Here is a 26,431-nt window from a genome sequence, read left to right as displayed (position 1 = left end):
CATCGCTCAACGGTCCACTTTCTCACCCGCGACCGACCGGTTGCCGCTTTCCTGCCGGGTGTCCGGCGTCGGGTCACTCGGCTGCCCGGGATCCGGGGCGTCCTGTTCGGGATCCCGGGCCTCGACGTCGTCCTCCGACGGCTGTGCCCCCTCGGGGGAGGCGTCCCCCCGGGCGTTCCCCTCGGGGTCCCCCGCGGGCGTCGGTTCGGGGCCGTCCTCCGGCGTGGAGCCGTTCTCGGTGGCGGGGCCGTCGCCGCCCGCCCGCTTGCGCTGCGTGTACATCCGCACCCCGGCGAGGACCAGGAGCAGCACACCGCCCGCGATCACCAGCAGGACGGTGGGGGTGGCCTCGGAGACCTTCACCGTGAACTGCATCTTCTCGCCGTACGGCTTGTTGTCCTCGGTGTAGAGCTGCGCCGTCATCCGCACCTGGCCGTTGGCGTTGGCCAGGGCGTCGAACTTCACGGACTGGCTGTGGCCCGCCTTGACCTCGATCGGGCGCTCGGCGACGCCCTTGTCGCCGTCGAGGCTGAGGCGGGCGGCGTTGTCCGAGCTGAGCCGCAGGACCAGGTTGTCGACGTCCTGGAGCAGCCGGTTCTGCACGGTCACGGGGATCGTGGCGCTCCGGCCCGAGAGCGTGATCTGCGACTTCTCGATCAGCTGCACCTCGCCGGTGAGGGCCTGCAGGCTCTCCTCCACGTCGGTGCGGTACTCCTCGGCGGCCGTGCGGTTGCCGCGCCAGGAGTTCGACATCTCCCGGTCGATCGCCCGGGAGAACGGCGTCTCGACCCGGTCCCGGGCCGTGAGGATGACCGTGAACTTATCGAGGGCGGTCTGGGTGGCGCGGATGTCCTCGAACGTCCGGACGGTCAGCTCCTGCTTGCGCAGGTGGGCCGGGTAGCGCGAGGTGGACGGCACCTGTCGGGACGCGCTTTCGTCCGGCTTGACCTCGGCGGCGGCGACCAGGTCGACGGGCTGGGTCCAGCGCTCGTCGGAGAGCTGCTTCACGGCGTGCGCCATGGCCTGCGCCTGGGCCGCGGTGGGCACCCGCTGGGGGGCGACGACGATGCTGCGCGGGCCGTCGGCGTCCTGGCGGGCCACTGCCAGCGACTGGGCGAGGAACTGCTGGACGGCGAGGGTGGACGCCTCGCCGTGGACCATGGAGCTCTGGAACGCCTTCGACAGCCGCGCGTCGGTGACCACGGCGGTCGTGCCGCCGCCGATCGGACGGGCCGCGGAGGCGGTGTACTGGAGGTCGTCCTCCAGGCTGTCGCTCCGGGCGATCACGTTGCTCGCGCCCGCCGAAGTGGCGACGTCCACGATGGAGGAGTCGATCGCGCCTTCGACGGGCCAGGCGAAGTCCATCGACGGCTCGACGTGCAGGACCGTCTCCACGGTCCGCTTGGCCACCTCGGTGGCCTGCTGGAGGTGGCTGAGGGAGCCGGAGACGTTCTTGCCGCGGTGCGCCAGGGACGCCAGGTCCGGGTCGGCGTACGGCAGCGCGATCACCTTGTCGTCCTGGATCGCTGCCTGGAGGGAGCTCAGCCACTGCTTGGCGAGCGCCTGGTTCTTCCCGGGGACGGTCTCCGTCCCGTTCATCACCCGGTAGTTCCTGGTCATGGCGTCGACGGTGGCCAGGAGGTCCGGATCGACGACCCAGGTGACGGGCAGCTCGCTGCCGAGCGAGACGAGCTGTCCCAGCCTGCCGCCGGGAGCGAGCTCCTTCGCGAGCTCCTCGTCCTCGAACACCGGGGTCCGCTGCTCGTCCGTACCCACGTCCGACGTCAGATGGGCCGAGGAGATCAGCGGCCAGAGGAAGGTGAACTGGGGCTTCTCGCTCAGCGGGTCCGGCTGCCAGGGCAGGAACGTGCGCTGGAACCCGAGGACGTCCTTGTACGGGTCGCTGGGCGTCTGGCCCGACAGGGCCACCCCGACGGGATAGACGCCGTCCGCGCCGAGGTCGAGGTCGTCGACCGGCACGGAGATGCTGAAGTCGTGGCTGATGCCGGGGGCCAGCGCCGGCAGCTTCACGGTGTACTTGCCGTCGATGGCGGAGCCGTCGGTGCCCGGGTCGTAGCCGGGGCGCTTGGCGGCGCGGTCGATGGCCGTCCGCCCGCTGAGGGCCGGCCCCACCCGCAGCCCGACCTCGGACTGCTTGACGGTCTGCTTCCCCTTGTTGGTCACCGTGCCCGTGACGGTCAGGGTGTCGCCCTCGCGCGGCGCGCTCGGCGTCAGGGCGTTCAGCGACACGTCCACGGTCCGCGAGTTCTTGGCCGCCGGTGCCGTCTGGGGCGCGCTCCGGGCGGCGGGCGCGCCCATCGGCTCCGCCGCCTGGGACGCGGACGCCAGCGGTCCGGCGAGGATCCCGGCGGCCAGGGGTGCGACGGCCAGCCAGGCGCCGGTCCGACGTAGCCAGCGGCGGGCGGGAGAGCGGGTCGTCCTCCGGAATGCTGCCGCCTCGGCCACGCCCTCGTCCGTCCCTCGTCGTCGGTTGGTCGTCAGTTCGTCGTCTGTTGCATCGGGGCGCTGTCGCCCAGTGCATCCACGCATGGTAACGAGGTGCGCCGGCTCTGAGTGCCGCGGAGTGGCCAGCACGATCATGACGGCCTTCCGGGCACCCCCGTCGGCCAGGCCACGTACCCTCTTCTGTTGTGCCGAATCCGAATGAAGAGACCCCCACCGCACTGAGCCAGGTGCAACGCCGTGCAGTTGCAGAACTACTGCGCGTAGCGCCCGTTGCGGACGATCTTGCCCGTCGCTTCCAGGAGGCCGGGTTCCGCCTCGCCCTGGTCGGCGGCTCGGTCCGGGACGCACTGCTCGGTCGGCTCGGCAACGACCTGGACTTCACGACGGACGCTCGCCCCGAGGACGTACTGAAGATCGTCCGGCCTTGGGCGGATTCGGTGTGGGACGTCGGGATCGCGTTCGGCACGGTGGGCGCGCAGAAGAGCGGCTACCAGATCGAGGTCACCACCTACCGCTCGGAGGCGTACGACCGGACCTCCCGCAAGCCCGAGGTGTCCTACGGCGACTCGATCGAGGAGGACCTCGTCCGCCGCGACTTCACCGTGAACGCGATGGCCGTCGCGCTGCCGGAGAAGGAGTTCATCGATCCGCACCACGGGCTGGAGGACCTGGCCGCGAAGGTGCTGCGCACGCCCGGCACCCCGGAGGCGTCCTTCTCGGACGACCCCCTGCGGATGATGCGGGCGGCCCGCTTCTCGGCCCAGCTCGACTTCGAGGTGGCGCCCGAGGTGGTCACCGCCATGACGGAGATGTCGGCGCGCATCGAGATCGTCTCCGCGGAGCGGGTCCGGGACGAACTGAACAAGCTGGTCCTCTCCGCCCACCCCCGCAAGGGCCTCGCGCTGCTGGTGGACTCCGGGCTGGCCGCCCACGTGCTGCCGGAGCTCCCGGCGCTGCGGCTGGAGAGCGACGAGCACCATCGGCACAAGGACGTGTACGAGCACTCCCTGACCGTGCTGGAGCAGGCCATCGACCTGGAGGAGGAGGGCCCGGACCTGGTGCTGCGGCTGTCCGCCCTGCTCCACGACATCGGCAAGCCGCGCACCCGGCGCTTCGAGAAGGACGGCCGGGTCTCCTTCCACCACCACGAGGTGGTGGGGGCGAAGATGACCAAGAAGCGGATGATCGCGCTCAAGTACTCCAACGAGCTGGTCAAGGACGTCTCCCGGTTGGTGGAGCTGCACCTGAGGTTCCACGGGTACGGGGACGGCGAGTGGACCGACTCGGCGGTCCGCCGCTACGTGCGCGACGCCGGCCCGCTCCTGACCCGGCTCCACAAGCTGACCCGCTCGGACTGCACCACGCGGAACAAGCGCAAGGCCGCAGCCCTCTCCCGGACCTACGACGGCCTGGAGGAGCGGATCGCCCAGCTGAAGGAGCAGGAAGAACTGGACGCCATCCGGCCCGACCTCAACGGCAACGAGATCCAGGAAGTCCTGGACATCGGCCCCGGGCCGGCCATCGGCAAGGCGTACGCCCATCTGCTGGAGCTGCGCCTGGAGAACGGGCCGATGGAGCACGACGCCGCGGTCGCCGCGCTCAAGGAGTGGTGGGCCACCCAGCAGGACTGAGCGTCCCATCGGTCACGCACACATCGTCCACGCACACACGGCTCCGTACACACGGCTCCGTACACAGGGCTCCATGTTTCACGTGAAACATGGAGCCCTGTCGGTTCCACGGTCATGTTTCACGTGAAACATGACCCGCGGTCGAGCGGCTCCAGCGCTTCAGCAACAGGGCGGTCGCCGCGTAGATCGCCGCGACCAGGACGACGAGGGTGGCCGAGCGGCCGTCCGGGGGCAGCATTAGCGCGGCCACGCCCGCTGCGCCCACGAAGGCGACGTTGAACAGCACGTCGTAGAGCGAGAAGACCCGACCGCGATAGGCGTCGTCCACCGACGTCTGGACGACGGTGTCTGCGGTGATCTTCGTTCCCTGGGTGACCAGTCCCAGGACGAAGGCGGCGACCAGTATCGGTCCCGGGTGGAAGAACAGCCCGAGGGCCGGCACCAGCAGGGCCGCCGACCCGGCGCAGGTGATCATCCAGCCGTACCGACCGAGTCGGTCGATGGCCCAGGGGGTGATCACGGCCGCGGTGAAGAACCCGGCCCCCGACACGGCGACGGCCACCCCGAGCAGGGCGAGGCCGTCCTGTTCGTCGGTGTACCAGGCGTAGCGGCAGAGCATCAGCACGGTCACCGTCAGGGCGCCGTAGCAGAAGCGCATCAGGGTGATCGCCGTGAGCGCACGCGTCGCCGTCGGCCGCTCGGCGAGGTGGCGCACTCCGCTGACCAGACCGCGCGCCGTGGAGGCGACGGCGGTGAGCAGCCGCGGCTGCACCCGGTCCGGGTCGGGGCCGAGCAGTTCCCGGCTCATCCGGAGCGAGGCCAGCGCGGAGCAGAGATAGAGGGCGGCGCCCAGCAGGACGACCGCGGCGTCGGAGTCGGCCGAGACCAGCCGCACGACGAAGGCGAGCCCTCCGCCGGCGAACGCGGCCAGGGTGCCCGCGGTCGGCGACAGCGCATTGGCGATGACCAGCCGCTCGTCGTCCACCACCCGGGGCAGGGCCGCCGAGAGACCGGCGAGCACGAAGCGGTTGATGCCGGTGACCAGCAGGGCGGAGAGGTAGAAGAGCCAGTCGGGCACCGAGGCCAGGATCAGCAGCGCGGTGCCGCAGGCCAGCAGCGCCCGCAGCAGATTGCCGTAGAGGAAGACCTGTCGTCGCCGCCACCGGTCCAGGAGGACTCCGGCGAAGGGGCCGATCAGGGAGTACGGCAGCAGCAGGACGGCCATGGCGGAGGCGATGGCGGCGGGTGAGGTCTGCTTCTCCGGCGAGAAGACCACATACGTGGCGAGCGCGACCTGGTACACGCCGTCGGCTGTCTGGGAGAGCAGTCGAACGGCCAGGAGCCGGCGGAAGTTCGTCAGGCGCAGGAGTACGCGCAGATCACGTACGACGGGCATGCGGTCAAGAGTCACACACGGGGTTCCCGTACACGCGGAGGGTCCCCGGGCGGACACCCGGGGACCCTCCGTGATCACCGCCGTGCGCCGCCCCGAGGGGCGGCCGGCACGGAGCTCGGCTCAGCGTCGACTCAGCGCTCCAGCTCGCCCTTGATGAACTTCTCGACGTTCTCGCGGGCCTCGTCGTCGAAGTACTGGACCGGCGGGCTCTTCATGAAGTAGCTGCTCGCGGAGAGGATCGGGCCGCCGATGCCGCGGTCCTTGGCGATCTTCGCAGCGCGCAGCGCGTCGATGATGACGCCGGCCGAGTTCGGGGAGTCCCAAACCTCCAGCTTGTACTCAAGGTTCAGCGGGACGTCGCCGAACGCACGACCCTCCAGGCGGACGTAGGCCCACTTGCGGTCGTCGAGCCACGCGACGTAGTCGGACGGACCGATGTGGACGTTCTTCTCGCCCAGCTCGCGGTCGGGGATCTGCGAGGTGACGGCCTGCGTCTTCGAGATCTTCTTGGACTCCAGCCGCTCCCGCTCCAGCATGTTCTTGAAGTCCATGTTGCCGCCGACGTTCAGCTGCATCGTGCGGTCCAGGATGACGCCCCGGTCCTCGAACAGCTTCGCCATCACGCGGTGCGTGATCGTGGCGCCGACCTGCGACTTGATGTCGTCGCCGACGATCGGGACGCCCGCCTCGGTGAACTTGTCGGCCCACTCCTTGGTGCCGGCGATGAAGACCGGGAGGGCGTTGACGAAGCCGACCTTGGCGTCGATGGCGCACTGGGCGTAGAACTTCGCCGCGTCCTCGGAGCCCACGGGCAGGTAGCAGACCAGCACGTCGACCTGCTTGTCCTTGAGGACCTGGACGATGTCGACCGGGGCCTCGGCGGACTCCTCGATGGTCTCGCGGTAGTACTTGCCCAGACCGTCGAGGGTGTGGCCGCGCTGCACCGTGACGCCGGAGTTGGGCACGTCGCAGATCTTGATGGTGTTGTTCTCGCTGGCGCCGATGGCGTCCGCCAGGTCCAGGCCGACCTTCTTGGCGTCCACGTCGAAGGCGGCGACGAACTCGACGTCACGGACGTGGTACTCGCCGAACTGGACGTGCATCAGACCCGGCACCTTGCTGTCCGGGTCGGCGTCCTTGTAGTACTCGACGCCCTGCACCAGCGAGGCGGCGCAGTTGCCCACGCCGACGATGGCTACGCGAACCGAACCCATTCCGGTTGCTCCCTGTGTCATTTCGGTATTCCGGATGAGACCCTGCGGACCGCGGGGTCTCAGTTGGCGGTGTCGTCGGACGGATCCGGCGCGGAGCCGGGGCCGGGAGGAGTCCCCCCGGACCCCGTGCCCCCGTGCCGGGGCAGGCCGTCCTGCGAACCACGTGTGTTGTTCTCGCGAGGCGCTTCGTCAGGGGAGGAGCTTCGCTGGTCCCGCCCCGTCCGCTCGCTCTCGATGAGCTCGTTCAGCCAGCGCACTTCGCGCTCCACGGACTCCATTCCGTGGCGCTGGAGCTCCAGGGTGTAGTCGTCGAGGCGCTCCCGGGTGCGGACGAGGGAGGCGCGCATCTTCTCCAGGCGCTCCTCCAGCCGGCTGCGGCGGCCTTCCAGCACCCGCATCCGTACCTCGCGCTCCGTCTGCCCGAAGAAGGCGAAGCGAGCCGCGAAGTGCTCGTCCTCCCAGCTGTCGGGGCCGGTGTGCGAGAGCAGTTCCTCGAAGCGTTCCTTTCCTTCCGCCGTCAACCGGTAGACGATCTTGGCCCGGCGCCCCGCCAGGGACGCCGCGAGGGCGTCCTCGGGGGCGCTGCCCGGCTCCTCCGTCAACCAGCCGTTGGCGACCAGCGTCTTCAGGCAGGGGTAGAGGGTCCCGTAGCTGAAGGCCCGGAAGATCCCCAGCGAGGTGTTGAGCCGTTTCCGCAGCTCATACCCATGCATCGGGGCTTCGCGAAGCAGGCCGAGCACGGCGAACTCAAGGATCCCCGAGCGCCTGCTCACCATCGCCTCCCTCGTCCGCCCTGACCGATTGTCTCGTGCTGATGTATCGACTCGATACATCAGCACGATAGGGCGGCGATGCCCCTGCGACAAGGGGGGGTGCGGTGAACGGCGTCACATAACCAATTCATTCCGAGCAACTTGCCTGTTTTGGGATGAACTTCAGTGTCGGGAGGGATTTGGCCGTGCGTAGTCTGTGCGGATGCAGACCGCCGGGAACCATGGGCCGTCGCCGGACGTCATCGCCGTGGATGCACAGCGGACGAGCCTTTTGTGCCGGCCGGTCCGCATCCGTGTTGGGGGGACCGGAAGTCAACTGCCACTTCCAGGCATTTCGCCTGCCCGAGGAGTAGTCGTTCGATGAGCGAGCACCGTCGCAAACCGCCGCAGCCACAGAGCGGCGGGCGGGCGGCTGCCAGGCGCGCCGCCCAGCAGCCGTCCGGCCGCCGAGCCCCGTCCCATGGATCCGAGCCCGCAGCACACGGCGAGGAGCGGCCCTACGGCGGCCGTGCCGAGGCCCGTAGAGCGGCCCAGCGCGGTGGACGTCGACGTGGGGACGGCGCCGCGGGCGGCGGCCGGGGCGGTCGCGGCGGCGGGCGCCGCGGCGCGGGCGCCGGCGGCCACCAGGACCCCGGTCACGGCGGGCGCCCCGGCAAGAAGCGCCTGATCGACTACCCGCGCCGGTACAAGGACGGCTGGCGTCGCTGGGTGCCGTCCTGGAAGCTGGTCAGCGGGCTCTCGCTGGCCTTCCTCGGCGTCCTGATGGGGGCCGCGACCCTCGCGTACGCGATGGTGGGCATCCCCGACCCGGACAAGATGGCCAAGGCCGAGAACAACGTCTACTACTGGGACGACGGCACGCCGATGGCCGCGACCGGCGGTGAGGTCAACCGTCAGAACGTCGACATCAGCCAGATCCCGGAGCACATGCAGAAGGCCGTGATCTCGGCGGAGAACAAGACCTTCGAGACGGACTCCGGCATCGACCCCAAGGGCATCTCCCGGGCCCTGGTGAACATGGCCAAGGGCGAGCAGACCCAGGGCGGCTCCACCATCACCCAGCAGTACGTGAAGAACGCGGTGCTGGCCGACCAGTCGCAGACCCTGAGCCGCAAGGTCAAGGAGCTGTTCATCTCCATAAAGGTCGGTGCGGAGGAGGAGAAGTCGGACATCATGGCCGGCTATCTGAACACCTCGTACTACGGCCGCGGTGCCTACGGCATCCAGGCCGCCGCCCGGACCTACCTGGGCAAGGACGCCATCAAGATGGACGAGAGCGAGGCGGCGTTCCTCACCACGCTGCTCAAGGGCGCGACGTACTACGACCCGGCCGGCTCCGTGGACATCGACGCCGCCGCCACTCCCGAGGCCAACCTCAAGCGGGTGACCAAGCGCTGGGCGTGGGTCCTGGACGAGATGGTCAAGGACGGCCACCTGACCAAGGAGAAGCGGGCGACGTTCACCGCGCTGCCCAAGATCGAGCCGGTCACCAAGGGCGCCAAGCTCGGCGGCCAGATCGGCTATCTGGTCGACCTCGCCAAGGCCAACTTCATCAACAACAACAAGCAGGGCATCACCGGCGACGACCTGGCGCTGGGCGGCTACGAGATCCACACGACCTTCAACAAGAAGAAGGTCCAGCAGCTCGAAGCGGCCGTGAAGAAGGCGTACGACGAGAACATCGACCCGAAGAAGCGCCCGGAGACGGACACGCACGTCCAGTTCGGCGGGGCCTCGATCGACGTCGAGTCGGGCAAGATCGTCGCGATCTACGGCGGTGCCGACGCCACGAAGCACTTCACCAACAACGCCAACAACACCGGTGCCCAGGTCGGCTCGACCTTCAAGCCGTACGTACTGGCCGCGGCGATGCGCGACGGCGTGCGCGACCCCAGCAAGCCCGCCACCCAGTCGGACGCCGACCGCACCAAGGTCGACCCGGACAAGGGCGGCTACAGCGGCAAGAACCGGCTCAAGATCAAGCAATACGACGGTTCCACCTGGCGCAACGAGAAGGGCGAGGAGTGGCTGCAGGTCAACGACGGTGATCAGTCGTACGACGAGATGACCATGCGCGAGGCCATGATCGAGTCCGCGAACAGCCCCTTCGTCCAGATCGGCATGGACATCGGCATCCCCAAGGTGCGCGAGGCGGCCATCGACTCGGGTCTGCTGGAGGAGTCGCTGAACAAGGCGAACGTGCCCTCCTTCTCGATCGGCATCTCGACCCCGAGCGCCATCCGCATGGCCAGCTCGTACGCCACCTTCGCGGCCCAGGGCGAGCAGCGCGAGCCGTACTCCGTCGAGCAGGTCAAGAAGAAGGGCCAGGTGATCTACAAGCACAAGGACGATCCCAAGGGCGCCTTCGACCCGGCCGTGGCGAACAACGTCACCGATGTGCTGAAGGACGTCGTCACCGAGGGCACGGGTAAGAACGCCCAGGTCAAGGGGCATGAGATCGCCGGCAAGACGGGTACGACCGACGGCAACAAGTCGGCGTGGTTCGTCGGCTACACGCCGAAGCTGGCCACCGCGATCGACATGTACCGCCTCGACGACGACGAGACGAAGAAGAACCGGGCCTTCCTGGAGATGTTCGGCACCGGCGGCCAGAAGAAGATCCACGGTTCGTCGTTCCCGTCCGACATCTTCGCGGACTACATGGGCGACGCACTTGAGGGCCAGAAGTCGCTGAAGTTCCCGAAGCCGGAGCCGATCGGCGAGGCCGTCTGGGGCGGTGGCGCCTCCAGTCCGCCGCCGTCGCCGTCGACGACCCCGTCGAAGAAGGAGTCGGAGAAGCCGTCGGACGAGCCGTCGAAGGAGACGACCAGCAGCGGCCCGCCGAAGACCTCCAGCAGCGCCTCGCAGTCCTGTGACCCCTGGGACGACTGGAACTGCAACGGCAACGGGAACAACGGCAACGACAACAACGGGAACGACAACGGCGGCCCCGGCGGAAAGCCCAGCGGCACCGAGAGCAGCGGACGCCCGAGCACCGGCATCATCGCCGGCCGGGACGGCTGGGAGTAGTACCCGAGGCGCCCTGCGGCACCCGAGCCGGCCCACGAGGGCCGTCGCATCCGGACAGCACCGGATGCGACGGCCCTCGTGGCGTACTCCCCCGCGTGCGGTCCCTCACGTACGGCAGGATGTGCACCATGCCCAGCGCAGAAGAGACGAGCGTGCACCGGGACGACCGAGCCGAGGCAGGGCCGGACGCGGCGCCGGACGCGGGACGAGCCGCGGCTTCGGACGTGCGGCCGGACGTACGGCCCACCCGGCGCGATTCCGTCGCGGCGGCCGGCAGCGAGCTGATCGGCGGTCCGGCGGGCCGCTACGCGCTGCGCGTCCGCGGCGGGTACCTCACCCCCGTACGCGTTGTCGCCCTCACCGCCATCGGGATGTTCGCGCTGGGCATGGTGCAGAAGCTGCCCTGCTACAACTGGGCCTGGTTCAGAGGCACCAGCTCGCAGTACACCCGCGCCTGCTACTCCGACATCCCCCACCTCTACCTGGGCCGGGGCTTCTCGGAAGGGCTCCTGCCGTACTTCGACCGGCTCCCCGGGGACATGGAGTACCTGGAGTACCCCGTCCTGACGGGGCTCTTCATGCAGGTGGCCGCCTGGCTGACGCCGTCGGACGGCTCCATCCAGCACCAGGAGCAGGTGTACTGGCTGGTCAACGCCGGCATGTTGATGATCTGCACCGCGGTCATCGCCGTCTGCGTCTCCCGCACCCACCGCCGTCGCCCCTGGGACGCCCTCCTCGTCGCCCTGGCGCCCGCCTTCGCCCTGACGGCCACCATCAACTGGGACCTGCTCGCCGTGGCGCTCACCGCCGCGGCCATGCTGATGTGGTCGCGCAGCCGCCCGCTGGCCTTCGGCGTACTGATCGGACTGGCGACGGCGGCGAAGCTCTATCCCGTGCTGCTGCTCGGCCCGCTCCTGCTGCTGTGCTGGCGCGCCGGGAAGTGGCGGGAGTTCGGCACCGCCGCCATCGGGGCCGCCGGAGCGTGGTTGGTGACGAACCTGCCGGTGATGCTGGCGGCGCCGGAGGGGTGGAAGAAGTTCTACACCTTCAGCCAGGAGCGACAGATCGACTTCGGCTCCTTCTGGCTGGTCATCTCCCAGCGCACGGGCGAGTCGTTCGAGGTCGAGTCGGTGAACACGGCCGCGACCCTGCTGATGGTCATCGCCTGCGGTGGCATCGCGGCGCTGGCGCTGGCGGCCCCGAGGCGACCGCGCTTCGCGCAGCTCGCCTTCCTGGTGGTGGCCGCGTTCATCCTGACGAACAAGGTGTACTCGCCGCAGTACGTGCTCTGGCTGATCCCGCTGGCCGCGCTGGCCCGACCGCGCTGGCGGGACTTCCTGATCTGGCAGGCGTGCCAGGTCGCGTACTACCTCGGCATCTGGATGTACCTCGCGTACACGACCAGCGGCAAGCACCAGGGCCTGCCGCCGGAGGGCTACCAGCTGGCGATCGCGGCCCATCTGCTGGGGACGCTGTACCTGTGCGCGATGGTGGTGCGGGACGTGTTGCGGCCCGAGCGGGACGGCGTACGGCAGGACGGGTCGGACGACCCCTCGGGCGGGGTGCTGGACCGGGCGCCGGACGCCTTCGTGCTGGGCGGCCGTCGTACGGAGCCCGCCGGGGCGCCCGAGGAGCAGGCGCGGGGGGCCAGGGTGGAGTGGGGCACCGCGCCGCCCACGACGGCACCTACGCCCGCACCCACGACGGCACCTACGAAGGCGCCGCCGCGCGACGACGAGGGCTGACGGGCCGGCGCCGGCGCCGACCCCTGCCCGGTTCCGCGGTCAGCGGTCGACGATGCGGTCGAACTGGGTGGTGGTGTGGCGCAGGTGCGCCACCAACTCGTCGCCGACCCGGGGCTCCTGCGCCTCCGACGGCACGAACAGGATCGACACCTGCATGTGCGGCGGCTCGGCGAACCAGCGCTGCTTGCCCGCCCAGACGAAGGGCGACAGATTGCGGTTGACGGTCGCGAGGCCGGCGCGCGCCACGCCCTTCGCGCGCGGCATCATCCCGTGCAGCGCCTTCGGGGCCTCCAGGCCCACCCCGTGGGACGTGCCGCCCGCGACGACGACCAGCCAGCCGTCCGACGCCGTCTTCTGCTGCCGGTAGCCGAAGCGGTCGCCCTTGGCGACCGGCGTGACGTCGAGGACGGAGCCGCGGTACTCGGTCGAGTCGTGGTCGCCGAGCCAGAGGCGGGTGCCGATGCGGGCGCGGAAGCGGGTCTGCGGGAACTGCTGGCGCAGCCGGGCCAGCTCCTCGGCGCGCAGATGGCTGACGAACATGGTGTGCAGCGGCAGTCGGGCGGTCCGCAGCCGGTCCATCCAGCCGATGACCTCTTCGACGGCGTCGGAGCCGTCCGTGCGGTCCAGCGGCAGGTGGATGGCGAAGCCCTCCAGCCGTACGTCGTCTATGGCGCCCGTCAGCCGGGCCAGGTCCTGCTCGGACACGCCGTGGCGCTTCATGGAGCTCATGCACTCGATGACCACGCGCGCGCCCACCAGGGCGTGCACGCCGTCCACCGAGGACACGGAGCGGATGACGCGATCGGGCAGTGGAACGGGTTCCTCGCCCCGCCGGAAGGGGGTGAGGACCAGCAGGTCGCCGCTGAACCAGTCCTTGATCCGGGCCGCTTCGTACGTCGTGCCGACCGCGAGGATGTCGGAGCCGAAGCGGGTGGCCTCCTCCGCCAGCCGCTCGTGGCCGAATCCGTAACCGTTGCCCTTGCAGACGGGCACCAGGCCCGGGAACTGGTCGATCACGGACTTCTGGTGCGCCCGCCAGCGGTTGGTGTCGACGTACAGGGAGAGCGCCATGGCCGGCCCGGGACCTTTCTGGTGGCTGCGAGAGGGTTCTGCGGGGTTCCCGCGGTGTACGGGGGTGTACGGGAGTTACGAGGTTGATCTACGAGGTTACGGTGCGGGCGCCGGGGCCGTCAGAGGCGTGTCGGCGGACGACGGACGGCCGCCGGCGACCCGGCGCACGTCAGCGGCGCGACATATACATGTCGAGCGCCTTGTGCAGCAGCTTGTTGAGCGGGAAGTCCCACTCGCCGACGTACTCGACGGCCTCGCCGCCGGTGCCGACCTTGAACTGGATCAGGCCGAAGAGGTGGTCGGTCTCGTCCAGGGAGTCGCTGATGCCGCGCAGGTCGTAGACGGTGGCGCCCATCGCGTACGCGTCGCGCAGCATCCGCCACTGCATCGCGTTCGAAGGCCGGACCTCGCGGCCGATGTTGTCGGAGGCGCCGTACGAGTACCAGACGTGGCCGCCGACGACGAGCATCGTGGCCGCGGAGAGGTTCACGCCGTTGTGGCGGGCGAAGTAGAGCCGCATGCGGTTGGGGTCCTCGTTGTTGAGGACGGTCCACATCCGCTGGAAGTACGAGAGCGGGCGCGGCCGGAAGCGGTCGCGGACCGCGGTGATCTCGTACAGCCGCTGCCATTCCTCAAGGTCGTGGTAGCCGCCCTGGACGACCTCGACACCGGCCTTCTCGGCCTTCTTGATGTTCCGTCGCCACAGCTGGTTGAAGCCCTTGAGGACGTCGTCGAGCGAGCGGTTGGCGAGGGGCACCTGGTAGACGTACCGGGGCTGGACGTCGCCGAAGCCGGCGCCGCCGTCCTCGCCCTGCTGCCACCCCATCTTCCGCAGCCGGTCGGCGACTTCGAAGGCGCGCGGCTCGATGTGGGTGGCCTCGACGTCCCGCAGGCGCTTCACGTCCGGGTCCTGGATGCCGGACTTGATGGCCGGGGCGTCCCAGCGGCGGATGACGACCGGGGGGCCCATCTTCACGGAGAAGGCGCCCTGCTGCTTGAGGTGGGCGAGCATGGGTCGGAGCCACTCGTCCAGGTTCGGCGCGTACCAGTTGATGACCGGGCCCTCGGGGAGGTAGGCGAGGTACCGCTTGATCTTGGGCAACTGCCGGTACAGCACCAGACCCACGCCGACCAGCGCGCCGTTCCTGTCGAACCAACCGAGGTTCTCGGAGCGCCATTCGGTCTTCACGTCGGACCACGCCGGCACCTGGCAGTGGCTGGCCGACGGCAGGGACTGGATGTACGCCAGATGCTGCTCTCGGCTGATGGTCCTCAGTGTCAGGCTCATGTGGGGCGCTCCTCAGCAGGTGTGTCCCCATGGGTCAGGGGCTCCGGCTCTCGCGCCGAAGCCTACTGCGCTGGGGGAGCGCCCCGAATGGGCGTGTGGAAAGCGGCGGTCGGGACCGCCGCCCGGCACCGGGCCGGCCCGCCCTCGGTCAGCCGATCAAGCCGCCGAAGAGGCCGCCGTGCGCCATGCCCAGGAAGAACCCGGCGGCGGACGCACCGAGCCCCAGGATCAGGACGAACCGCTCCCGGGTCGTCTCGGAGATGAACTGTCCGTACGCGCCGGTGAGGATCCCCACCAGGCCCGTCCACGAGCTGAGCAGGTGCAGGCTGGAGAACATCGACGTCACGAACGCGACGATGCCGAGCACCAGAGTGACTCCGGCCAGGGTGTCCTGGAGGGGGTGGGGCTTGCCGTCCGTGGCGAAGAGGCCGGTCTGACGTCGCACTGCCTGTGCCATGTGGCACCTCCTGGCGTTGCGGAGCGCGGCGCACCGTAGTGCCGCGCACACCCGATGTGTACAGATTGCGGCCGACGGCCACCGGATTTCAACCGGAAGGGCCTGTGCGGGTACTCTGTACGGTCTGCACCGGTGTCTGCTCGGGCCCCGTCAGGCCCGGGTCCGCCCCACGATGATCGTTCCGACGGTCGTCGGGAAACGGCCAGGGGACTGTCAGTGGGTCCTGCTTTACTCGACACCGTTGCATCACGCATCACGACCCTCCTGTCACGGAACGACCGTGACCGCTGAGTCCAAAGGAGGTGGGTTCCACATGCGTCACTACGAGGTGATGGTCATCCTCGACCCCGATCTGGAGGAGCGCGCTGTCGCCCCCCTGATCGAGAACTTCCTCTCCGTCGTCCGTGAGGGCAACGGAAAGGTGGAGAAGGTCGACACCTGGGGCCGTCGTCGTCTCGCTTACGAGATCAAGAAGAAGCCCGAGGGCATCTACTCGGTCATCGACCTGCAGGCCGAGCCTGCGGTCGTCAAGGAGCTCGACCGCCAGATGAACCTGAACGAGTCGGTCCTCCGGACCAAGGTCCTCCGTCCCGAGACCCACTGAGCACCTAGCTCAGAGGTCTTCGGGTTCGAGTAGCAGCAAGCAGCCAGAAGCACCCCGCCGAGAGGTTCCCCCAATGGCAGGCGAGACCGTCATCACGGTCGTCGGCAATCTCGTCGATGACCCCGAGCTGCGCTTCACCCCGTCCGGTGCGGCGGTCGCGAAGTTCCGCGTCGCGTCCACTCCCCGCACCTTCGACCGGCAGACGAACGAGTGGAAGGACGGCGAGAGCCTGTTCCTGACCTGCTCGGTCTGGCGGCAGGCGGCGGAGAACGTCGCCGAGTCGCTCCAGCGCGGCATGCGCGTCGTCGTGCAGGGCCGACTGAAGCAGCGGTCCTACGAGGACCGCGAGGGCGTTAAGCGCACGGTCTACGAGCTGGACGTCGAGGAAGTCGGCCCCAGTCTCAAGAACGCCACGGCCAAGGTCACCAAGACCACCGGTCGCGGTGGTCAGGGCGGCTACGGGGGCGGCCAGCAGGGTGGCGGCAACTGGGGCGCGGGCCCCGGTGGCGGCCAGCAGCAGGGCGGCGGTGCGCCGGCCGACGACCCGTGGGCCACCAGTGCCCCCGCGGGTGGTCAGCAGGGCGGCGGCGGTGGAGGCGGCGGCGGCTGGGGCGGAAGCTCCGGCGGCGGCAACTCCGGCGGCGGCTACTCGGACGAGCCCCCCTTCTAGGACCCCTCGGGTTCTAGGGCCCATTCGGGTCTTCGGGGCGTTCGATACCCCACTTCTTGATCACACAGGAGAAACACCATGGCGAAGCCGCCTGTGCGCAAGCCGAAGAAGAAGGTCTGCGCATTCTGCAAGGACAAGACCGCGTACGTGGACTACAAGGACACGAACATGCTGCGGAAGTTCATTTCCGACCGCGGCAAGATCCGTGCCCGCCGCGTTACCGGCAACTGCACGCAGCACCAGCGTGACGTCGCCACGGCCGTGAAGAACAGCCGTGAGATGGCGCTGCTGCCCTACACGTCCACCGCGCGATAAGGGAGGGGTGACAGCAATATGAAGATCATCCTCACCCAGGAAGTCACCGGCCTCGGTGCTGCTGGCGACGTCGTCGAGGTCAAGGACGGCTACGCTCGCAACTACCTGGTCCCGCGCGGTTTCGCGATCCGCTGGACCCGCGGTGGCGAGAAGGACGTGGCGCAGATCCGCCGCGCCCGCAAGATCCACGAGATCGCGACCATCGAGCAGGCCAACGAGATCAAGGCCAAGCTCGAAGGCGTGAAGGTGCGTCTGGCTGTTCGCTCCGGCAACGCCGGCCGCCTCTTCGGTTCCGTGACTCCGGCCGACGTCGCCTCGGCGATCAAGTCCGCCGGTGGCCCGGACGTCGACAAGCGTCGTGTTGAGCTCGGCTCGCCGATCAAGACCCTGGGCGCGCACCAGGTGTCCGTGCGTCTGCACCCCGAGGTGGACGCGAAGGTCGGCATCGAGGTCATCGCCGCCTGAGTGGCGGGTTGACCCGGCCGGTTCGACCGAGCCAAGAAGTGGGCCGTACCCCCTTGAGGGTGCGGCCCACTTCTCGTTTCACGTGAAACAGCGGGTTCGCAGCGGGTTCGCAGCAGGTTCAACAGCGGGTTCAGCGTGTTTCACGTGAAACAACGGTCAGACTGGGGCGGCGGCCTCAGCGGGTCGCGCCGGTGACGATCCAGCGCCCGGAGCGGGTCCGCCACCAGAGGGTGGCCATGCGGACGGTCATCATCAGGGTCATCGCCCACCACAGGGCGGTGAGCCCGCCGCCGAGCGCGGGCACCAGCAGGGCGACCGGGGCGAACGCGGCCAGCGTCACCAGCATGGCGCCGGCGAGGTACCGGCCGTCGCCCGCGCCCATCAGAACGCCGTCGAGGACGAAGACGACACCGGCCACGGGCTGGGTGAGGGCGATCACCAGGAGCGCCGGGAGCAGTGCGTTGTGAACCGCAGGATCGCTGCTGAACAGCGGGAGGAAGAGCGGGCTGGCGGCCAGCAGCAGTACGCCGAGCACCACGCCGGAGGCGATACCCCACTGCACCATGCGGCGGCACACCTGACGGGCGCCCTCGGCGTCACCGGCGCCGAGGTAGCGGCCGATGATCGCCTGTCCCGCTATCGCGATCGCGTCGAGGGCGAAGGCCATCAGGCTCCACAGGGAGAGCACGATCTGATGTGCGGCGATCTCGGTGTCGCCGAGGCGGGCGGCGACCGCGGTGGCGATCATCAGGACCGCGCGCAGCGAGAGCGTACGGATCAGCAGGGGCACCCCGGCTTGGGCGCTCGCCCGTATCCCTGCTGCGTCGGGGCGGAGGGAGGCGTTGTGCCGCCGTGCGCCGCGGATGACGACGACGAGGTACGCGGCGGCCATGCCGTACTGGGCGATGACGGTGCCCCAGGCGGACCCGGCGATGCCGAAGCCGGCGCCGTACACGAGCAGGACGTTGAGTGCGGCGTTGGCGGAGAAGCCGCCGACGGCGACGTACAGCGGGGTGCGGGTGTCCTGGAGGCCGCGGAGCACACCGGTGGCTGCCAGCACGATCAGCATCGCGGGGATGCCGATGCTGGAGATGCGGAGATACGTGACGGCGTACGGGGACGCGGTGTCGGAGGTGCCGAAGACGTCGACGACCCAGGGCGCGAGGGGGAGGGTGACCGCGACCACGGCCGCGCCGAGGAGGACCGCGAGCCAGATGCCGTCCATGCCCTGGCGGATGGCGCCGGCGAGGTCGCCCGCGCCGACCCGGCGGGCCACGGCGGCGGTGGTGGCGTAGGCGAGGAAGACGAAGACGCTCACGGCGGTCATCAGCAGGGCGGCGGCGACGCCGAGCCCGGCGAGTTGGGGGGTGCCCAGGTGGCCCACGACGGCGCTGTCCACCATCACGAAGAGGGGTTCGGCGACGAGGGCGCCGAAAGCGGGGACGGCGAGGGCGACGATCTCCCGGTCGTGACGCCGGTCGCGGCGTCGGTCGCGGCGTCGCCGCTGGAGCTTCGGTGCCGCGGGGGCCTGGGTCATCGCATCAATGTAATCGTCCACAGGTAAGAGATGCAAATGCCCTGTGATCCTTACTTGTACTGAGGGTGACGGCTCCGTGCTGGGCCGTTTGTTCTGATCTTGGCCCGGTCGGGAAATTTTTTCTTCCCCACAGCCGGTGGATGGGATAATTGCAGGTCAGGCCCTGTGGATAGCGGAGGCGGCGACTTTGTCCACAGTGCTGTCCCCCGGTCCGTGCACAGGTTCTGCGGAGTTCTCCACAGCATCTGGTCGCTCATCCACATGGCCTGTGGATAACCAGATTGGCTGACGGTGCTGAGCGGCCTAACGTGGACCGTCGCTCGACGCGCCGGAAGCCGGGTCGGGCCACTCGGTTTGTCGGTGCTGTGCCGTAGAAAAGTGGGGCACGGCGAGGTCCGCTGCGCGGACGGGAGGAGGTGGCCCGGGTGAGCATTTCCGAGCCCTTGGACGACCCGTGGGCGGCCGACGGCCCTCCCGGAGACCGTCTTCCCGTCTCCCGACCCCGTCGCACGGACCGCCGGGGTGACGACCGCCGTGGCGGCGGCCGGGAGGACCAGCACGAGCGCGGCCGGGACGACGACGGCTGGTCCGGCTCGTCCGGCGGGTTCGAGCGCGTGCCGCCCCAGGACCTGGACGCCGAGCAGTCGGTCCTCGGCGGCATGCTGCTGTCCAAGGACGCCATCGCGGACGTCGTGGAGATCATCAAGGGCCACGACTTCTACCGCCCCGCCCACGAGACCGTCTACACGGCCATCCTCGACCTGTACGCCAAGGGCGAGCCGGCCGACCCGATCACCGTGGCCGCGGAGCTGGTCAAGCGCGGCGAGATCACCCGCGTCGGCGGCGCCTCCTACCTCCACACCCTGGTCCAGTCCGTCCCCACCGCAGCCAACGCCTCGTACTACGCGGAGATCGTCCACGAGCGCGCGGTGCTGCGCCGTCTGGTGGAGGCCGGCACCAAGATCACGCAGATGGGATACGCCGCCGACGGCGACGTGGACGAGATCGTGAACTCCGCGCAGGCGGAGATCTACGCCGTCACCGAGCAGCGCACCAGCGAGGACTACCTGCCGCTCGGCGAGATCATGGAGGGCGCGCTCGACGAGATCGAGGCGATCGGCTCGCGCAGCGGCGAGATGACCGGCGTGCCCACCGGCTTCACCGACTTCGACTCGCTGACGAACGGCCTGCACCCCGGCCAGATGATCGTCATCGCCGCCCGTCCCGCGATGGGAAAGTCCACGCTGGCGCTGGACTTCGCCCGGGCGTGCTCCATCAAGAACAACCTCCCGAGCGTGATCTTCTCCCTGGAGATGGGGCGCAACGAGATCGCGATGCGCCTGCTGTCGGCGGAGGCGCGCGTCGCGCTGCACCACATGCGCTCAGGCACGATGACGGACGAGGACTGGACCCGGCTGGCGCGCCGCATGCCGGACGTCTCGCAGGCACCGCTGTACATCGACGACTCCCCGAACCTGTCGATGATGGAGATCCGCGCCAAGTGCCGTCGGCTCAAGCAGCGCAACGACCTGAAGCTGGTCGTCATCGACTACCTCCAGCTGATGCAGTCCGGCGGCTCCAAGCGGGCCGAGAGCCGGCAGCAGGAGGTCTCCGACATGTCGCGTAACTTGAAGCTGCTGGCCAAGGAGTTGGAGATCCCCGTGATCGCGCTCTCCCAGCTGAACCGTGGCCCCGAGCAGCGCACGGACAAGAAGCCGATGGTCTCCGACCTGCGTGAGTCCGGCTCCATCGAGCAGGACGCGGACATGGTGATCCTGCTGCACCGCGAGGACGCGTACGAGAAGGAGTCCCCGCGCGCGGGCGAGGCGGACCTGATCGTCGCCAAGCACCGTAACGGCCCCACGGCGACGATCACGGTCGCGTTCCAGGGCCACTACTCCCGCTTCGTGGACATGGCCCAGACCTGATCCGGCCCGCGCGCGGGCGTTGAGCCCCTGGCCACGAGACCGAGGACGTCCGTGGCCCGCTGGAGCGCGCCCTGAACGACGCTTCCGTCGCTGCACGGGGAGTCGACCGCGACGTGGTCGATGCCGATCCGTTCGCCCACGTCCCTGATCGCCGTGGCCGCATTCGGCCTGCCCGCCCGCCTGCCCGCCCGCCCGGTCGTCGGCCGACCGGGCGGCCCTTTGGACCCCTCTCGAAATTTCCGCCTTCAGGGCTCGCCTGCATACCCCCCGGGGGTATATAGTCTGGATCACGTCCTGAGCGGACGGGCGCCGGTAGGCGCATCACAACCAGGGAGATGCCATGCAGAACCACTCCGGTCACCACCAGGCCAACCACGGTGCGCACGGCGGCCACGCCGGGCACGGCGGAGCCCAGCCCGGTGGGCTGTCGGTCTCCCAGCACGGGTACGGCCTTGAAATCGATTCGACGATCCGCACCGCCGGTGTGCAGCCGGTCAGCTTCCGGGTGATCGGCCCCGACGGGGCGGCGGTGACCGAGTTCACCCCCGAGCACGAGAAGGAGCTGCACTTCATCGCCGTCCGGCGCGACACGGCCGGGTTCCAGCACGTGCACCCGGTGAAGGACGGGGAGGGCACCTGGAGCGTCGAGCTGGCGCTGGAGCCGGGGGACTGGAGGTTCTTCGCCGACGTCCACCCGGTCGGCCACGACGGGACCATGACGCTGGGGATCGACGTCGCGGTCGCCGGGGTGTACGACCCGCAGCCGCTCCCCGAGGCCACCGGCATCGCGCAGCTCGGTGAGTACGCCGTCGCACTCGACGGCGAGCTCGTGCCCGGCGAGGCGAGCGAGCTGACCCTCACCGTCAGCCGGAACGGGCGCCCCGTCACCGACCTCCAGCCCTACCTCGCCGCGTACGGACACCTGGTGGCGCTGCGCGTCGGCGACCTGGGCTACCTCCACGTCCACCCGGAGGGCGAGCCCGGCGACGGCACCACCGCACCGGGGCCCGAGGTCGCCTTCACGGCCGTCGCGCCCTCGGCCGGCACGTACCGGCTGTACCTGGACTTCCAGCACGAAGGCGTCGTCCGGACGGCCGAGTTCACGGTGCCGACCACCACCCCCAAGCACGCGGGCGGCCACGACCACCACGCGCACCACTGACCACTCCGAAGGGAGGAGCGTCATGTCACGCCTGACCCGACACGGCGATCGCCGCCCCACCCGCCCGCCTCACACCGTGGAGCGACGCCGGTGACCAGGAACAACGACCCCGCCTGTACCCGCGGGCCACGGCCTCCACCCCGGGGCCGTGCCCCGCCGCATGGACACGGAAGGAACCCGCCATGCGACTGTTCGCCATCCGCGACTACCGCCATCTGTTCGGCGCCCAGGTCATCGCACTGTTCGGTACCGGGCTGACCACGGTGGCCCTCGGACTCCTCGCGTACGACCTCGCCGGCCCGCGCGCAGGCGTGGTGCTCGGCACCGCCCTGACCATCAAGATGGTCATGTACGTGGTCATCGCCCCGCTGGCCGCCGCGTACGTCGACCGGCTCCCCAGAAGAACCCTGCTGTTCCTCCTCGACGTGGTCCGTGGCGCCGTGGTCCTGGCGCTGCCGTTGATCACCGAGGTCTGGCACGTGTACGTGCTGATCGGCCTGCTCCAGGCCGCCTCCGCGGCCTTCACCCCGACGTTCCAGGCCGTCATCCCCGACATCGTCACCGACGAGGCCGACTACACCCGCGCCCTCTCCGCCTCCCAGGTCGCCTACACCATGGAAAGCCTGCTCAGCCCCGTCCTGGCCGCCGTCGCGCTGACGTTCATGAGCTTCAACTGGCTGTTCCTGGGCACCTCCGCCGGATTCCTCGTCTCCGCCCTCCTCGTCCTGTCGACCCGCATCCCCGAGGCCCGCCCCAGCGCCCACACCAAGGCGTGGGACAAGGCGGCGGCAGGCATCAGGACCTTCTTCAGGACGCCGCGGCTGCGCGGCATCATGGCGCTCAACCTCGTGGTCGCGGCGGCCGGGTCGATCGTGGTCGTCAACACCGTCAACTACGTACGGGACGAACTCGGCGGCTCGCAGTCGCACGTCGCCTGGATGCTCGCCGCCTCCGGCACCGGCACCCTCCTGGCCGCCCTCGCACTCCCCCGCGTACTCGACCGGATCGCCGCCCGCACCGTCATGACGACCGGCGCCGGAGTCCTCGTCGGCGGCACCGTCGCCGCGGTGACGCTGGTCGCGGCCGGCCTCACCACGTGGATCGGCACGGCGGTCATCTGGACCGTGATCGGCGTCGGCATGGCGCTGATCGTCACCCCGACCGGCAAGGTCCTGCGCGCCTCCGTCGAGCGGAACGCGATCCCCGAGGCGTTCGCGGCCCAGTTCTCGCTGTCGCACCTGGCCTGGCTGATCACGTATCCCGTGGCGGGATGGCTCGGCACCAGTGCCGGCTTCGCCCTCGCCTGGTCCGTCCTCGCGGTACTCGCCGCGGCGGGCGCGGTCGGCGCCCTCCTCCTCTGGCCGCGGCACGACGGACCGAGCGTCGTGACCAGCGCGGTGACGGCCGCCCGGCAGGTGGCCGGCGAGGACCGGTCCACCCTGTCCAAGGCGGCGTGAAGCGCCGCGCGCACCGCTTCCGACGAGCCGGCCCGGGCACAGCGCCCGGGCCGGCTCGCTCGCTGTCACGACCGCGGGCGTGACCGCGTGCAGGACCGGGTGCGCCGGGTGACCGGGCGATCAGGTGACCGGGCCGCGTGCGGGGTCGTTGGGGGAGTATGCGTGGGCGCTGGATGGTGGCATGGACGCTGTGCGCTGCGGTCGCCGGTGGGCTGGTGTGGCTGTCGGCCGCGGGGCGCACGGACCAGGCGTCCGCCGCGGCCTCCGTGCTGGGCACCGTGACGGGACTGATGGGGCTGCTCACGGTGTGGGCGTGGCGCGGCGCACCCGGCCGCCGCGGCGCCGGCTCCGACACCGGACAGATCGACGAGACGGCGCGGGCGCTCGCCCGCATGGTCCGGCGCCAGTGGGAGGACGAGGCCGTCCTACGGCAGCTCTTCGCGCCGGCGCCGCTGCCCGTGCGCTGGGCACCGCGGCTGCCCCGGGACCCCGCGGACTCCCACGGCCCGACGGCCACGGCGGATTCGGCCCGGGCGGACGACCCCGAAGCGCTGATGCGGCTCTTCCGCGGGGTCCCGGGCCGACGGCTCGTGGTCCTCGGGCCCGCCGGCTCCGGCAAGACGACCTTCGCCGTGCTGTTGACCCTCGCACTGCTGCGAACCCGCACCCCGGACGAACCCGTGCCCGTCCTCTGCCCGTTGGCCACCTTCGACCCGACGCGCGAGAACGCCCGCGACTGGCTGCGGCGCCGCGTCACCGAGGACTACCCGGCGCTCGGCGACGTACCGCGCTACGGCACCGAATCCATCGTCGACCTGCTCACCGAACACCGGCTGCTGCCCGTGCTCGACGGGCTCGACGAGGTGCCCCGGCCCCGTCGCGCCGCGGTACTGGCAGCACTCGACGACACCCTGCCGACGGACGCGCCGCTCGTGCTGACCTGCCGCACCGACGACTACGCACGGATCGTGCGGCACTCCGCGCCCCTGGCGAACGCCACCGTGCTGGAGCCGGTGCCGCTGCGCGTGGCCGACGCGCTCGCCGCGCTGCGCCACACCTCCCCCGCCGACCGCCGGGCAGCCTGGGACGACCTGTCCGAGCACCTCGAACGGCACCCCGAGTCCCCGCTCGCCCGCGTCCTGACCGGCCCCCTGATGGCGACTTTGGTCCGCTCCGTGTACGGCGGCGGCGACCGCGACCCCCGCGAACTGACCGACCAGCGGCGCTTCCCCACCGTCCCCGCCCTGGAGCACCACCTGCTGGACGCGCTCGTGCCGACGCTCTACGCCCGCTCCCGACGGCAGGACCCCACCCGCAGATGGGGGCCGGACCGGGCCCACGGCTACCTCACCTTCCTCGCGCGCGGGCTCAGCCGGCACGGCACGTTCGACCTGGCCTGGTGGCAACTCCACACGTGGAGCCCTGCGCTGGCGGGGCCCTGGCGGCGGGCCGCCGTGTGGACCGGGGTCGCCCTCATCGGGCACCTCGTCACCAACCCGTTCCTGGTGCCTCTGGGGGCGCCGGTGCGGTTCGTGCCGCTCTCCGTCGCACTGGCCTTCGTGGTCGGGCCCGTGGTCGCCCTCAGCAGCCGGCTGGCGCCGGCCGCGACGACGCCGGTGCGACGGGCCGCCGCGAGCACTGCGGTGGCCGTCGTCGGCGGCCTGGCCTCGGTGCCGGCCGTCGCCCCCTTCCTCCCCGCCGGGAACGGGGTGCAGCGGACCCTCGTGGCCGTCGCGTTCGCGGCGCCGTGCCTGATGCTGGTCGTCCTCGCCGCGGGCCTGCCGGTGCCGCCCGGGCTGCCGAGCCGCGGTCGCCCCAGCACGGCGCACTGGCGCCGGCGCCTGCCGCGCGCCCTGCTCGGTGTGGCCTGCACCGCCTTCTGCTGCGGGGTGAGCTTCGCGAGCTATTCGGCGTACGTACTGCGCGGCGGGGAGCCGCACTTCGCCACCAGCCTGCGCGACGGGCTGGTGGTCGGCGCCGCCCTGGGCCTGTTGCTCGTCTTCTTCCGCTGGATCCGCGCGCCCCACCCCTCCGACGAGCACGAGACCGTCGAGGGCACCCTGCGCGCCGACCGGCTGATCGCGCTGCTGAGCGGAGCCGCGGGCACGGCCCTGCTGGTGGTCCCCGACGCCGGCGTCCGTACCAGCGTCTGGTTCACGAGCACGCTGGGCGACTTCGCGATCGTGGCCGCAGTACGGCTCCTCGACGTCGGGGCCACCGGCTTCGTCCTCGCGCTGGCCACCTGTGCCTGGCCGTACTACGTCGTCGCGCGCTGCCAGTTCGCCCTCGGGGGCCGACTGCCCTGGCGACTCCAGGGCTTCCTCGCGGACGCGCACCGGCTGGGGATCCTGCGGCGGGTGGGCTCCACCTACCAGTTCCGGCACGCCAGGCTCCAGGACCACCTCACCGAGCGGGTCCACCTGCCGGAGCCGCGCCCGTGCGCCGACCTGCCGGGCCGGCACACGAGCGCCGCGCCTTAGCTCCGTTCACGTGCCGTTCAGCGCCGGTTGGCGCGGTCAGTGCCGACGCAGCAGCAGGTGGCCGCGGCGGAAGCGTTCGTCCTCGACCGGCTCGCGCAACATCCGGCCCACCTCGACGAACCCGGCTTCGCCGGCGAGCCCCGCCACCTCGTCGACGGGCCAGCGGTACGCCTCGACCACCTTGTGGTCGAAGGAGGCGAGCGGTCCGCCCTCGGACTCGAAGAAGGCGAGCGCCAGATGACCGCCGGGCGTCAGCAGTCGACGGAACTCGGCGAGGTAGGACGGCAGGACCGCGGGCGGGGCGTGGATCGTCGAGTACCAGCAGACGATGCCGCCCAGCGCGCCAGCGGGCAGGTCCAGCGCGTCCATGGAGCCCACGTCGAAGCGGACCCCGGGGTACGTCGCACGGGCGATGTCGACCATCGTCGGCGACAGGTCGACGCCGAAGACGTCCAGCCCCCGGTCCGCCAGGTGTGCGGCCACGTAGCCGGGGCCGCACCCCAACTCGGCGACCTTCCCGGCGCCGTTCGCCAGCACCGTGTCGGCGAAGGCGTCGAGGAACGCACGGTCCAGGGGCATCGTGGCGAGCACGCCGTGGACCAGCTCCGCGTACTGGACCGCGACGGCGTCGTAGGCGTTCGCCGTGGCGGTCAGATGGGTCGCGGAGGGGGAGACCCCGGGCGACGCCCCCCAGACCGTCTCGTAGTAGCGGACGCGGTCGTCCGTGCCGACCAGCCGCATC

Annotated in this window: 20 protein-coding genes; 11 read left to right on the top strand and 9 right to left on the bottom strand. The window is 70.3% G+C overall.

Features of this window, described 5'->3' with window-relative positions; genetic code table 11:
* Nucleotides 1–6 precede the first annotated feature (6 nt).
* Complete coding sequence (locus ABZ842_RS13285; protein WP_361536295.1) at nucleotides 7–2,466, bottom strand: DUF6049 family protein; 2,460 nt, start codon at nucleotides 2,464–2,466, stop codon at nucleotides 7–9.
* 185 nt (nucleotides 2,467–2,651) lie between these two features.
* Here ABZ842_RS13285 and ABZ842_RS13280 point away from each other — a divergent pair, with 185 nt between their 5' ends.
* Nucleotides 2,652–4,097 carry a CCA tRNA nucleotidyltransferase gene (locus ABZ842_RS13280; protein WP_361536293.1) on the top strand — a complete coding sequence of 482 codons (1,446 nt, stop codon included), beginning with the start codon at nucleotides 2,652–2,654 and terminating at the stop codon, nucleotides 4,095–4,097.
* A 112-nt stretch (nucleotides 4,098–4,209) separates the two neighbouring features.
* On the opposite strand, the gene ABZ842_RS13275 is transcribed toward ABZ842_RS13280, so the two are convergent.
* The 3 genes from ABZ842_RS13275 to ABZ842_RS13265 form a co-directional block, all read right to left on the bottom strand.
* On the bottom strand, nucleotides 4,210–5,493 hold the full coding sequence (locus tag ABZ842_RS13275; protein WP_361536291.1) for an MFS transporter: 1,284 nt from the start codon (nucleotides 5,491–5,493) through the stop codon (nucleotides 4,210–4,212).
* Between the two features lie 131 nt (nucleotides 5,494–5,624).
* A complete protein-coding gene (locus tag ABZ842_RS13270; RefSeq protein ID WP_361536289.1) occupies nucleotides 5,625–6,707 on the bottom strand; it encodes an inositol-3-phosphate synthase in 1,083 nt (360 codons plus the stop codon).
* A gap of 59 nt (nucleotides 6,708–6,766) precedes the next feature.
* Entirely contained in the window at nucleotides 6,767–7,480 is a 714-nt protein-coding gene (locus ABZ842_RS13265) for a PadR family transcriptional regulator (RefSeq protein WP_361536416.1), read from the bottom strand.
* Nucleotides 7,481–7,840: 360 nt separating this feature from the next.
* Between ABZ842_RS13265 and ABZ842_RS13260 the strand changes: the two genes are divergently transcribed.
* Together ABZ842_RS13260 and ABZ842_RS13255 are read left to right on the top strand one after the other, a co-directional pair.
* A complete protein-coding gene (locus tag ABZ842_RS13260; protein WP_361536287.1) occupies nucleotides 7,841–10,510 on the top strand; it encodes a transglycosylase domain-containing protein in 2,670 nt (889 codons plus the stop codon).
* 128 nt (nucleotides 10,511–10,638) lie between these two features.
* Nucleotides 10,639–12,255 (top strand): glycosyltransferase 87 family protein, encoded by a 1,617-nt coding sequence (locus ABZ842_RS13255; protein ID WP_361536285.1) that lies wholly within the window; start codon nucleotides 10,639–10,641, stop codon nucleotides 12,253–12,255.
* A gap of 39 nt (nucleotides 12,256–12,294) precedes the next feature.
* Here the strand turns inward: ABZ842_RS13255 and ABZ842_RS13250 are convergent, their stop codons facing one another.
* The 3 genes from ABZ842_RS13250 to ABZ842_RS13240 form a co-directional block, all read right to left on the bottom strand.
* Complete coding sequence (locus ABZ842_RS13250; protein WP_361536283.1) at nucleotides 12,295–13,326, bottom strand: alanine racemase; 1,032 nt, start codon at nucleotides 13,324–13,326, stop codon at nucleotides 12,295–12,297.
* Nucleotides 13,327–13,495: 169 nt separating this feature from the next.
* Nucleotides 13,496–14,614, bottom strand: a complete 1,119-nt coding sequence (locus ABZ842_RS13245) for a peptidoglycan bridge formation glycyltransferase FemA/FemB family protein (protein ID WP_361536281.1) — start codon at nucleotides 14,612–14,614, stop codon at nucleotides 13,496–13,498.
* 148 nt (nucleotides 14,615–14,762) lie between these two features.
* On the bottom strand, nucleotides 14,763–15,071 hold the full coding sequence (locus tag ABZ842_RS13240) for a hypothetical protein (RefSeq protein ID WP_361536279.1): 309 nt from the start codon (nucleotides 15,069–15,071) through the stop codon (nucleotides 14,763–14,765).
* 313 nt (nucleotides 15,072–15,384) lie between these two features.
* Here ABZ842_RS13240 and rpsF point away from each other — a divergent pair, with 313 nt between their 5' ends.
* From rpsF to rplI, 4 genes are all read left to right on the top strand, one after another.
* Nucleotides 15,385–15,675: a 30S ribosomal protein S6 gene (gene rpsF / locus ABZ842_RS13235; RefSeq protein ID WP_003956532.1), complete on the top strand. Its 291-nt coding sequence runs from the start codon at nucleotides 15,385–15,387 to the stop codon at nucleotides 15,673–15,675.
* A gap of 73 nt (nucleotides 15,676–15,748) precedes the next feature.
* On the top strand, nucleotides 15,749–16,345 hold the full coding sequence (locus ABZ842_RS13230; protein WP_361536277.1) for a single-stranded DNA-binding protein: 597 nt from the start codon (nucleotides 15,749–15,751) through the stop codon (nucleotides 16,343–16,345).
* A 78-nt stretch (nucleotides 16,346–16,423) separates the two neighbouring features.
* Nucleotides 16,424–16,660, top strand: coding sequence for a 30S ribosomal protein S18 (rpsR, locus tag ABZ842_RS13225; RefSeq protein ID WP_005315025.1), 237 nt, complete (start codon nucleotides 16,424–16,426; stop codon nucleotides 16,658–16,660).
* An 18-nt stretch (nucleotides 16,661–16,678) separates the two neighbouring features.
* Nucleotides 16,679–17,125, top strand: coding sequence for a 50S ribosomal protein L9 (gene rplI / locus ABZ842_RS13220; protein WP_361536275.1), 447 nt, complete (start codon nucleotides 16,679–16,681; stop codon nucleotides 17,123–17,125).
* 175 nt (nucleotides 17,126–17,300) lie between these two features.
* On the opposite strand, the gene ABZ842_RS13215 is transcribed toward rplI, so the two are convergent.
* Nucleotides 17,301–18,662 carry an MATE family efflux transporter gene (locus tag ABZ842_RS13215; RefSeq protein WP_361536273.1) on the bottom strand — a complete coding sequence of 454 codons (1,362 nt, stop codon included), beginning with the start codon at nucleotides 18,660–18,662 and terminating at the stop codon, nucleotides 17,301–17,303.
* Between the two features lie 425 nt (nucleotides 18,663–19,087).
* Between ABZ842_RS13215 and dnaB the strand changes: the two genes are divergently transcribed.
* The 4 genes from dnaB to ABZ842_RS13195 all read left to right on the top strand — a co-directional run bounded on the left by dnaB (nucleotide 19,088) and on the right by ABZ842_RS13195 (nucleotide 25,689).
* Nucleotides 19,088–20,590 carry a replicative DNA helicase gene (gene dnaB / locus ABZ842_RS13210; RefSeq protein WP_361536271.1) on the top strand — a complete coding sequence of 501 codons (1,503 nt, stop codon included), beginning with the start codon at nucleotides 19,088–19,090 and terminating at the stop codon, nucleotides 20,588–20,590.
* A gap of 340 nt (nucleotides 20,591–20,930) precedes the next feature.
* The gene (locus ABZ842_RS13205) at nucleotides 20,931–21,752 is read left to right on the top strand and encodes a hypothetical protein (protein ID WP_361536269.1); all 822 of its coding nucleotides are present in this window, start codon (nucleotides 20,931–20,933) and stop codon (nucleotides 21,750–21,752) included.
* A gap of 182 nt (nucleotides 21,753–21,934) precedes the next feature.
* Nucleotides 21,935–23,209: an MFS transporter gene (locus ABZ842_RS13200; RefSeq protein WP_361536267.1), complete on the top strand. Its 1,275-nt coding sequence runs from the start codon at nucleotides 21,935–21,937 to the stop codon at nucleotides 23,207–23,209.
* A gap of 173 nt (nucleotides 23,210–23,382) precedes the next feature.
* Nucleotides 23,383–25,689, top strand: a complete 2,307-nt coding sequence (locus ABZ842_RS13195) for an NACHT domain-containing protein (RefSeq protein ID WP_361536265.1) — start codon at nucleotides 23,383–23,385, stop codon at nucleotides 25,687–25,689.
* Between the two features lie 36 nt (nucleotides 25,690–25,725).
* Here ABZ842_RS13195 and ABZ842_RS13190 read toward each other — a convergent pair whose 3' ends face one another.
* The gene (locus ABZ842_RS13190; protein ID WP_361536414.1) at nucleotides 25,726–26,430 is read right to left on the bottom strand and encodes a class I SAM-dependent methyltransferase; all 705 of its coding nucleotides are present in this window, start codon (nucleotides 26,428–26,430) and stop codon (nucleotides 25,726–25,728) included.
* Nucleotide 26,431 lies beyond the last annotated feature (1 nt).

Origin of the sequence: Streptomyces sp. NPDC047315 (genome assembly GCF_040643215.1) — a bacterium.
GTDB lineage: Bacteria > Actinomycetota > Actinomycetes > Streptomycetales > Streptomycetaceae > Streptomyces.
The sequence above is the reverse complement of the archived record's forward strand: the minus strand, read 5'-3'. Positions and strand labels throughout refer to the sequence as shown.

Bases quoted from the DNA above. Each gene is read 5' to 3' on its own strand.
- rpsF (WP_003956532.1), top strand. From the start codon at position 15,385: ATGCGTCACTACGAGGTGATGGTCATCCTCGACCCCGATCTGGAGGAG.
- ABZ842_RS13195 (WP_361536265.1), top strand. From the start codon at position 23,383: ATGGTGGCATGGACGCTGTGCGCTGCGGTCGCCGGTGGGCTGGTGTGG.
- ABZ842_RS13250 (WP_361536283.1), bottom strand. From the start codon at position 13,326: ATGGCGCTCTCCCTGTACGTCGACACCAACCGCTGGCGGGCGCACCAG.
- rpsR (WP_005315025.1), top strand. From the start codon at position 16,424: ATGGCGAAGCCGCCTGTGCGCAAGCCGAAGAAGAAGGTCTGCGCATTC.
- ABZ842_RS13275 (WP_361536291.1), bottom strand. From the start codon at position 5,493: ATGCCCGTCGTACGTGATCTGCGCGTACTCCTGCGCCTGACGAACTTC.
- ABZ842_RS13260 (WP_361536287.1), top strand. From the start codon at position 7,841: ATGAGCGAGCACCGTCGCAAACCGCCGCAGCCACAGAGCGGCGGGCGG.
- rplI (WP_361536275.1), top strand. From the start codon at position 16,679: ATGAAGATCATCCTCACCCAGGAAGTCACCGGCCTCGGTGCTGCTGGC.
- ABZ842_RS13205 (WP_361536269.1), top strand. From the start codon at position 20,931: ATGCAGAACCACTCCGGTCACCACCAGGCCAACCACGGTGCGCACGGC.
- ABZ842_RS13190 (WP_361536414.1), bottom strand. From the start codon at position 26,430: ATGCGGCTGGTCGGCACGGACGACCGCGTCCGCTACTACGAGACGGTC.
- ABZ842_RS13230 (WP_361536277.1), top strand. From the start codon at position 15,749: ATGGCAGGCGAGACCGTCATCACGGTCGTCGGCAATCTCGTCGATGAC.
- ABZ842_RS13255 (WP_361536285.1), top strand. From the start codon at position 10,639: ATGCCCAGCGCAGAAGAGACGAGCGTGCACCGGGACGACCGAGCCGAG.
- ABZ842_RS13200 (WP_361536267.1), top strand. From the start codon at position 21,935: ATGCGACTGTTCGCCATCCGCGACTACCGCCATCTGTTCGGCGCCCAG.
- ABZ842_RS13240 (WP_361536279.1), bottom strand. From the start codon at position 15,071: ATGGCACAGGCAGTGCGACGTCAGACCGGCCTCTTCGCCACGGACGGC.
- ABZ842_RS13270 (WP_361536289.1), bottom strand. From the start codon at position 6,707: ATGGGTTCGGTTCGCGTAGCCATCGTCGGCGTGGGCAACTGCGCCGCC.
- ABZ842_RS13215 (WP_361536273.1), bottom strand. From the start codon at position 18,662: ATGACCCAGGCCCCCGCGGCACCGAAGCTCCAGCGGCGACGCCGCGAC.
- ABZ842_RS13245 (WP_361536281.1), bottom strand. From the start codon at position 14,614: ATGAGCCTGACACTGAGGACCATCAGCCGAGAGCAGCATCTGGCGTAC.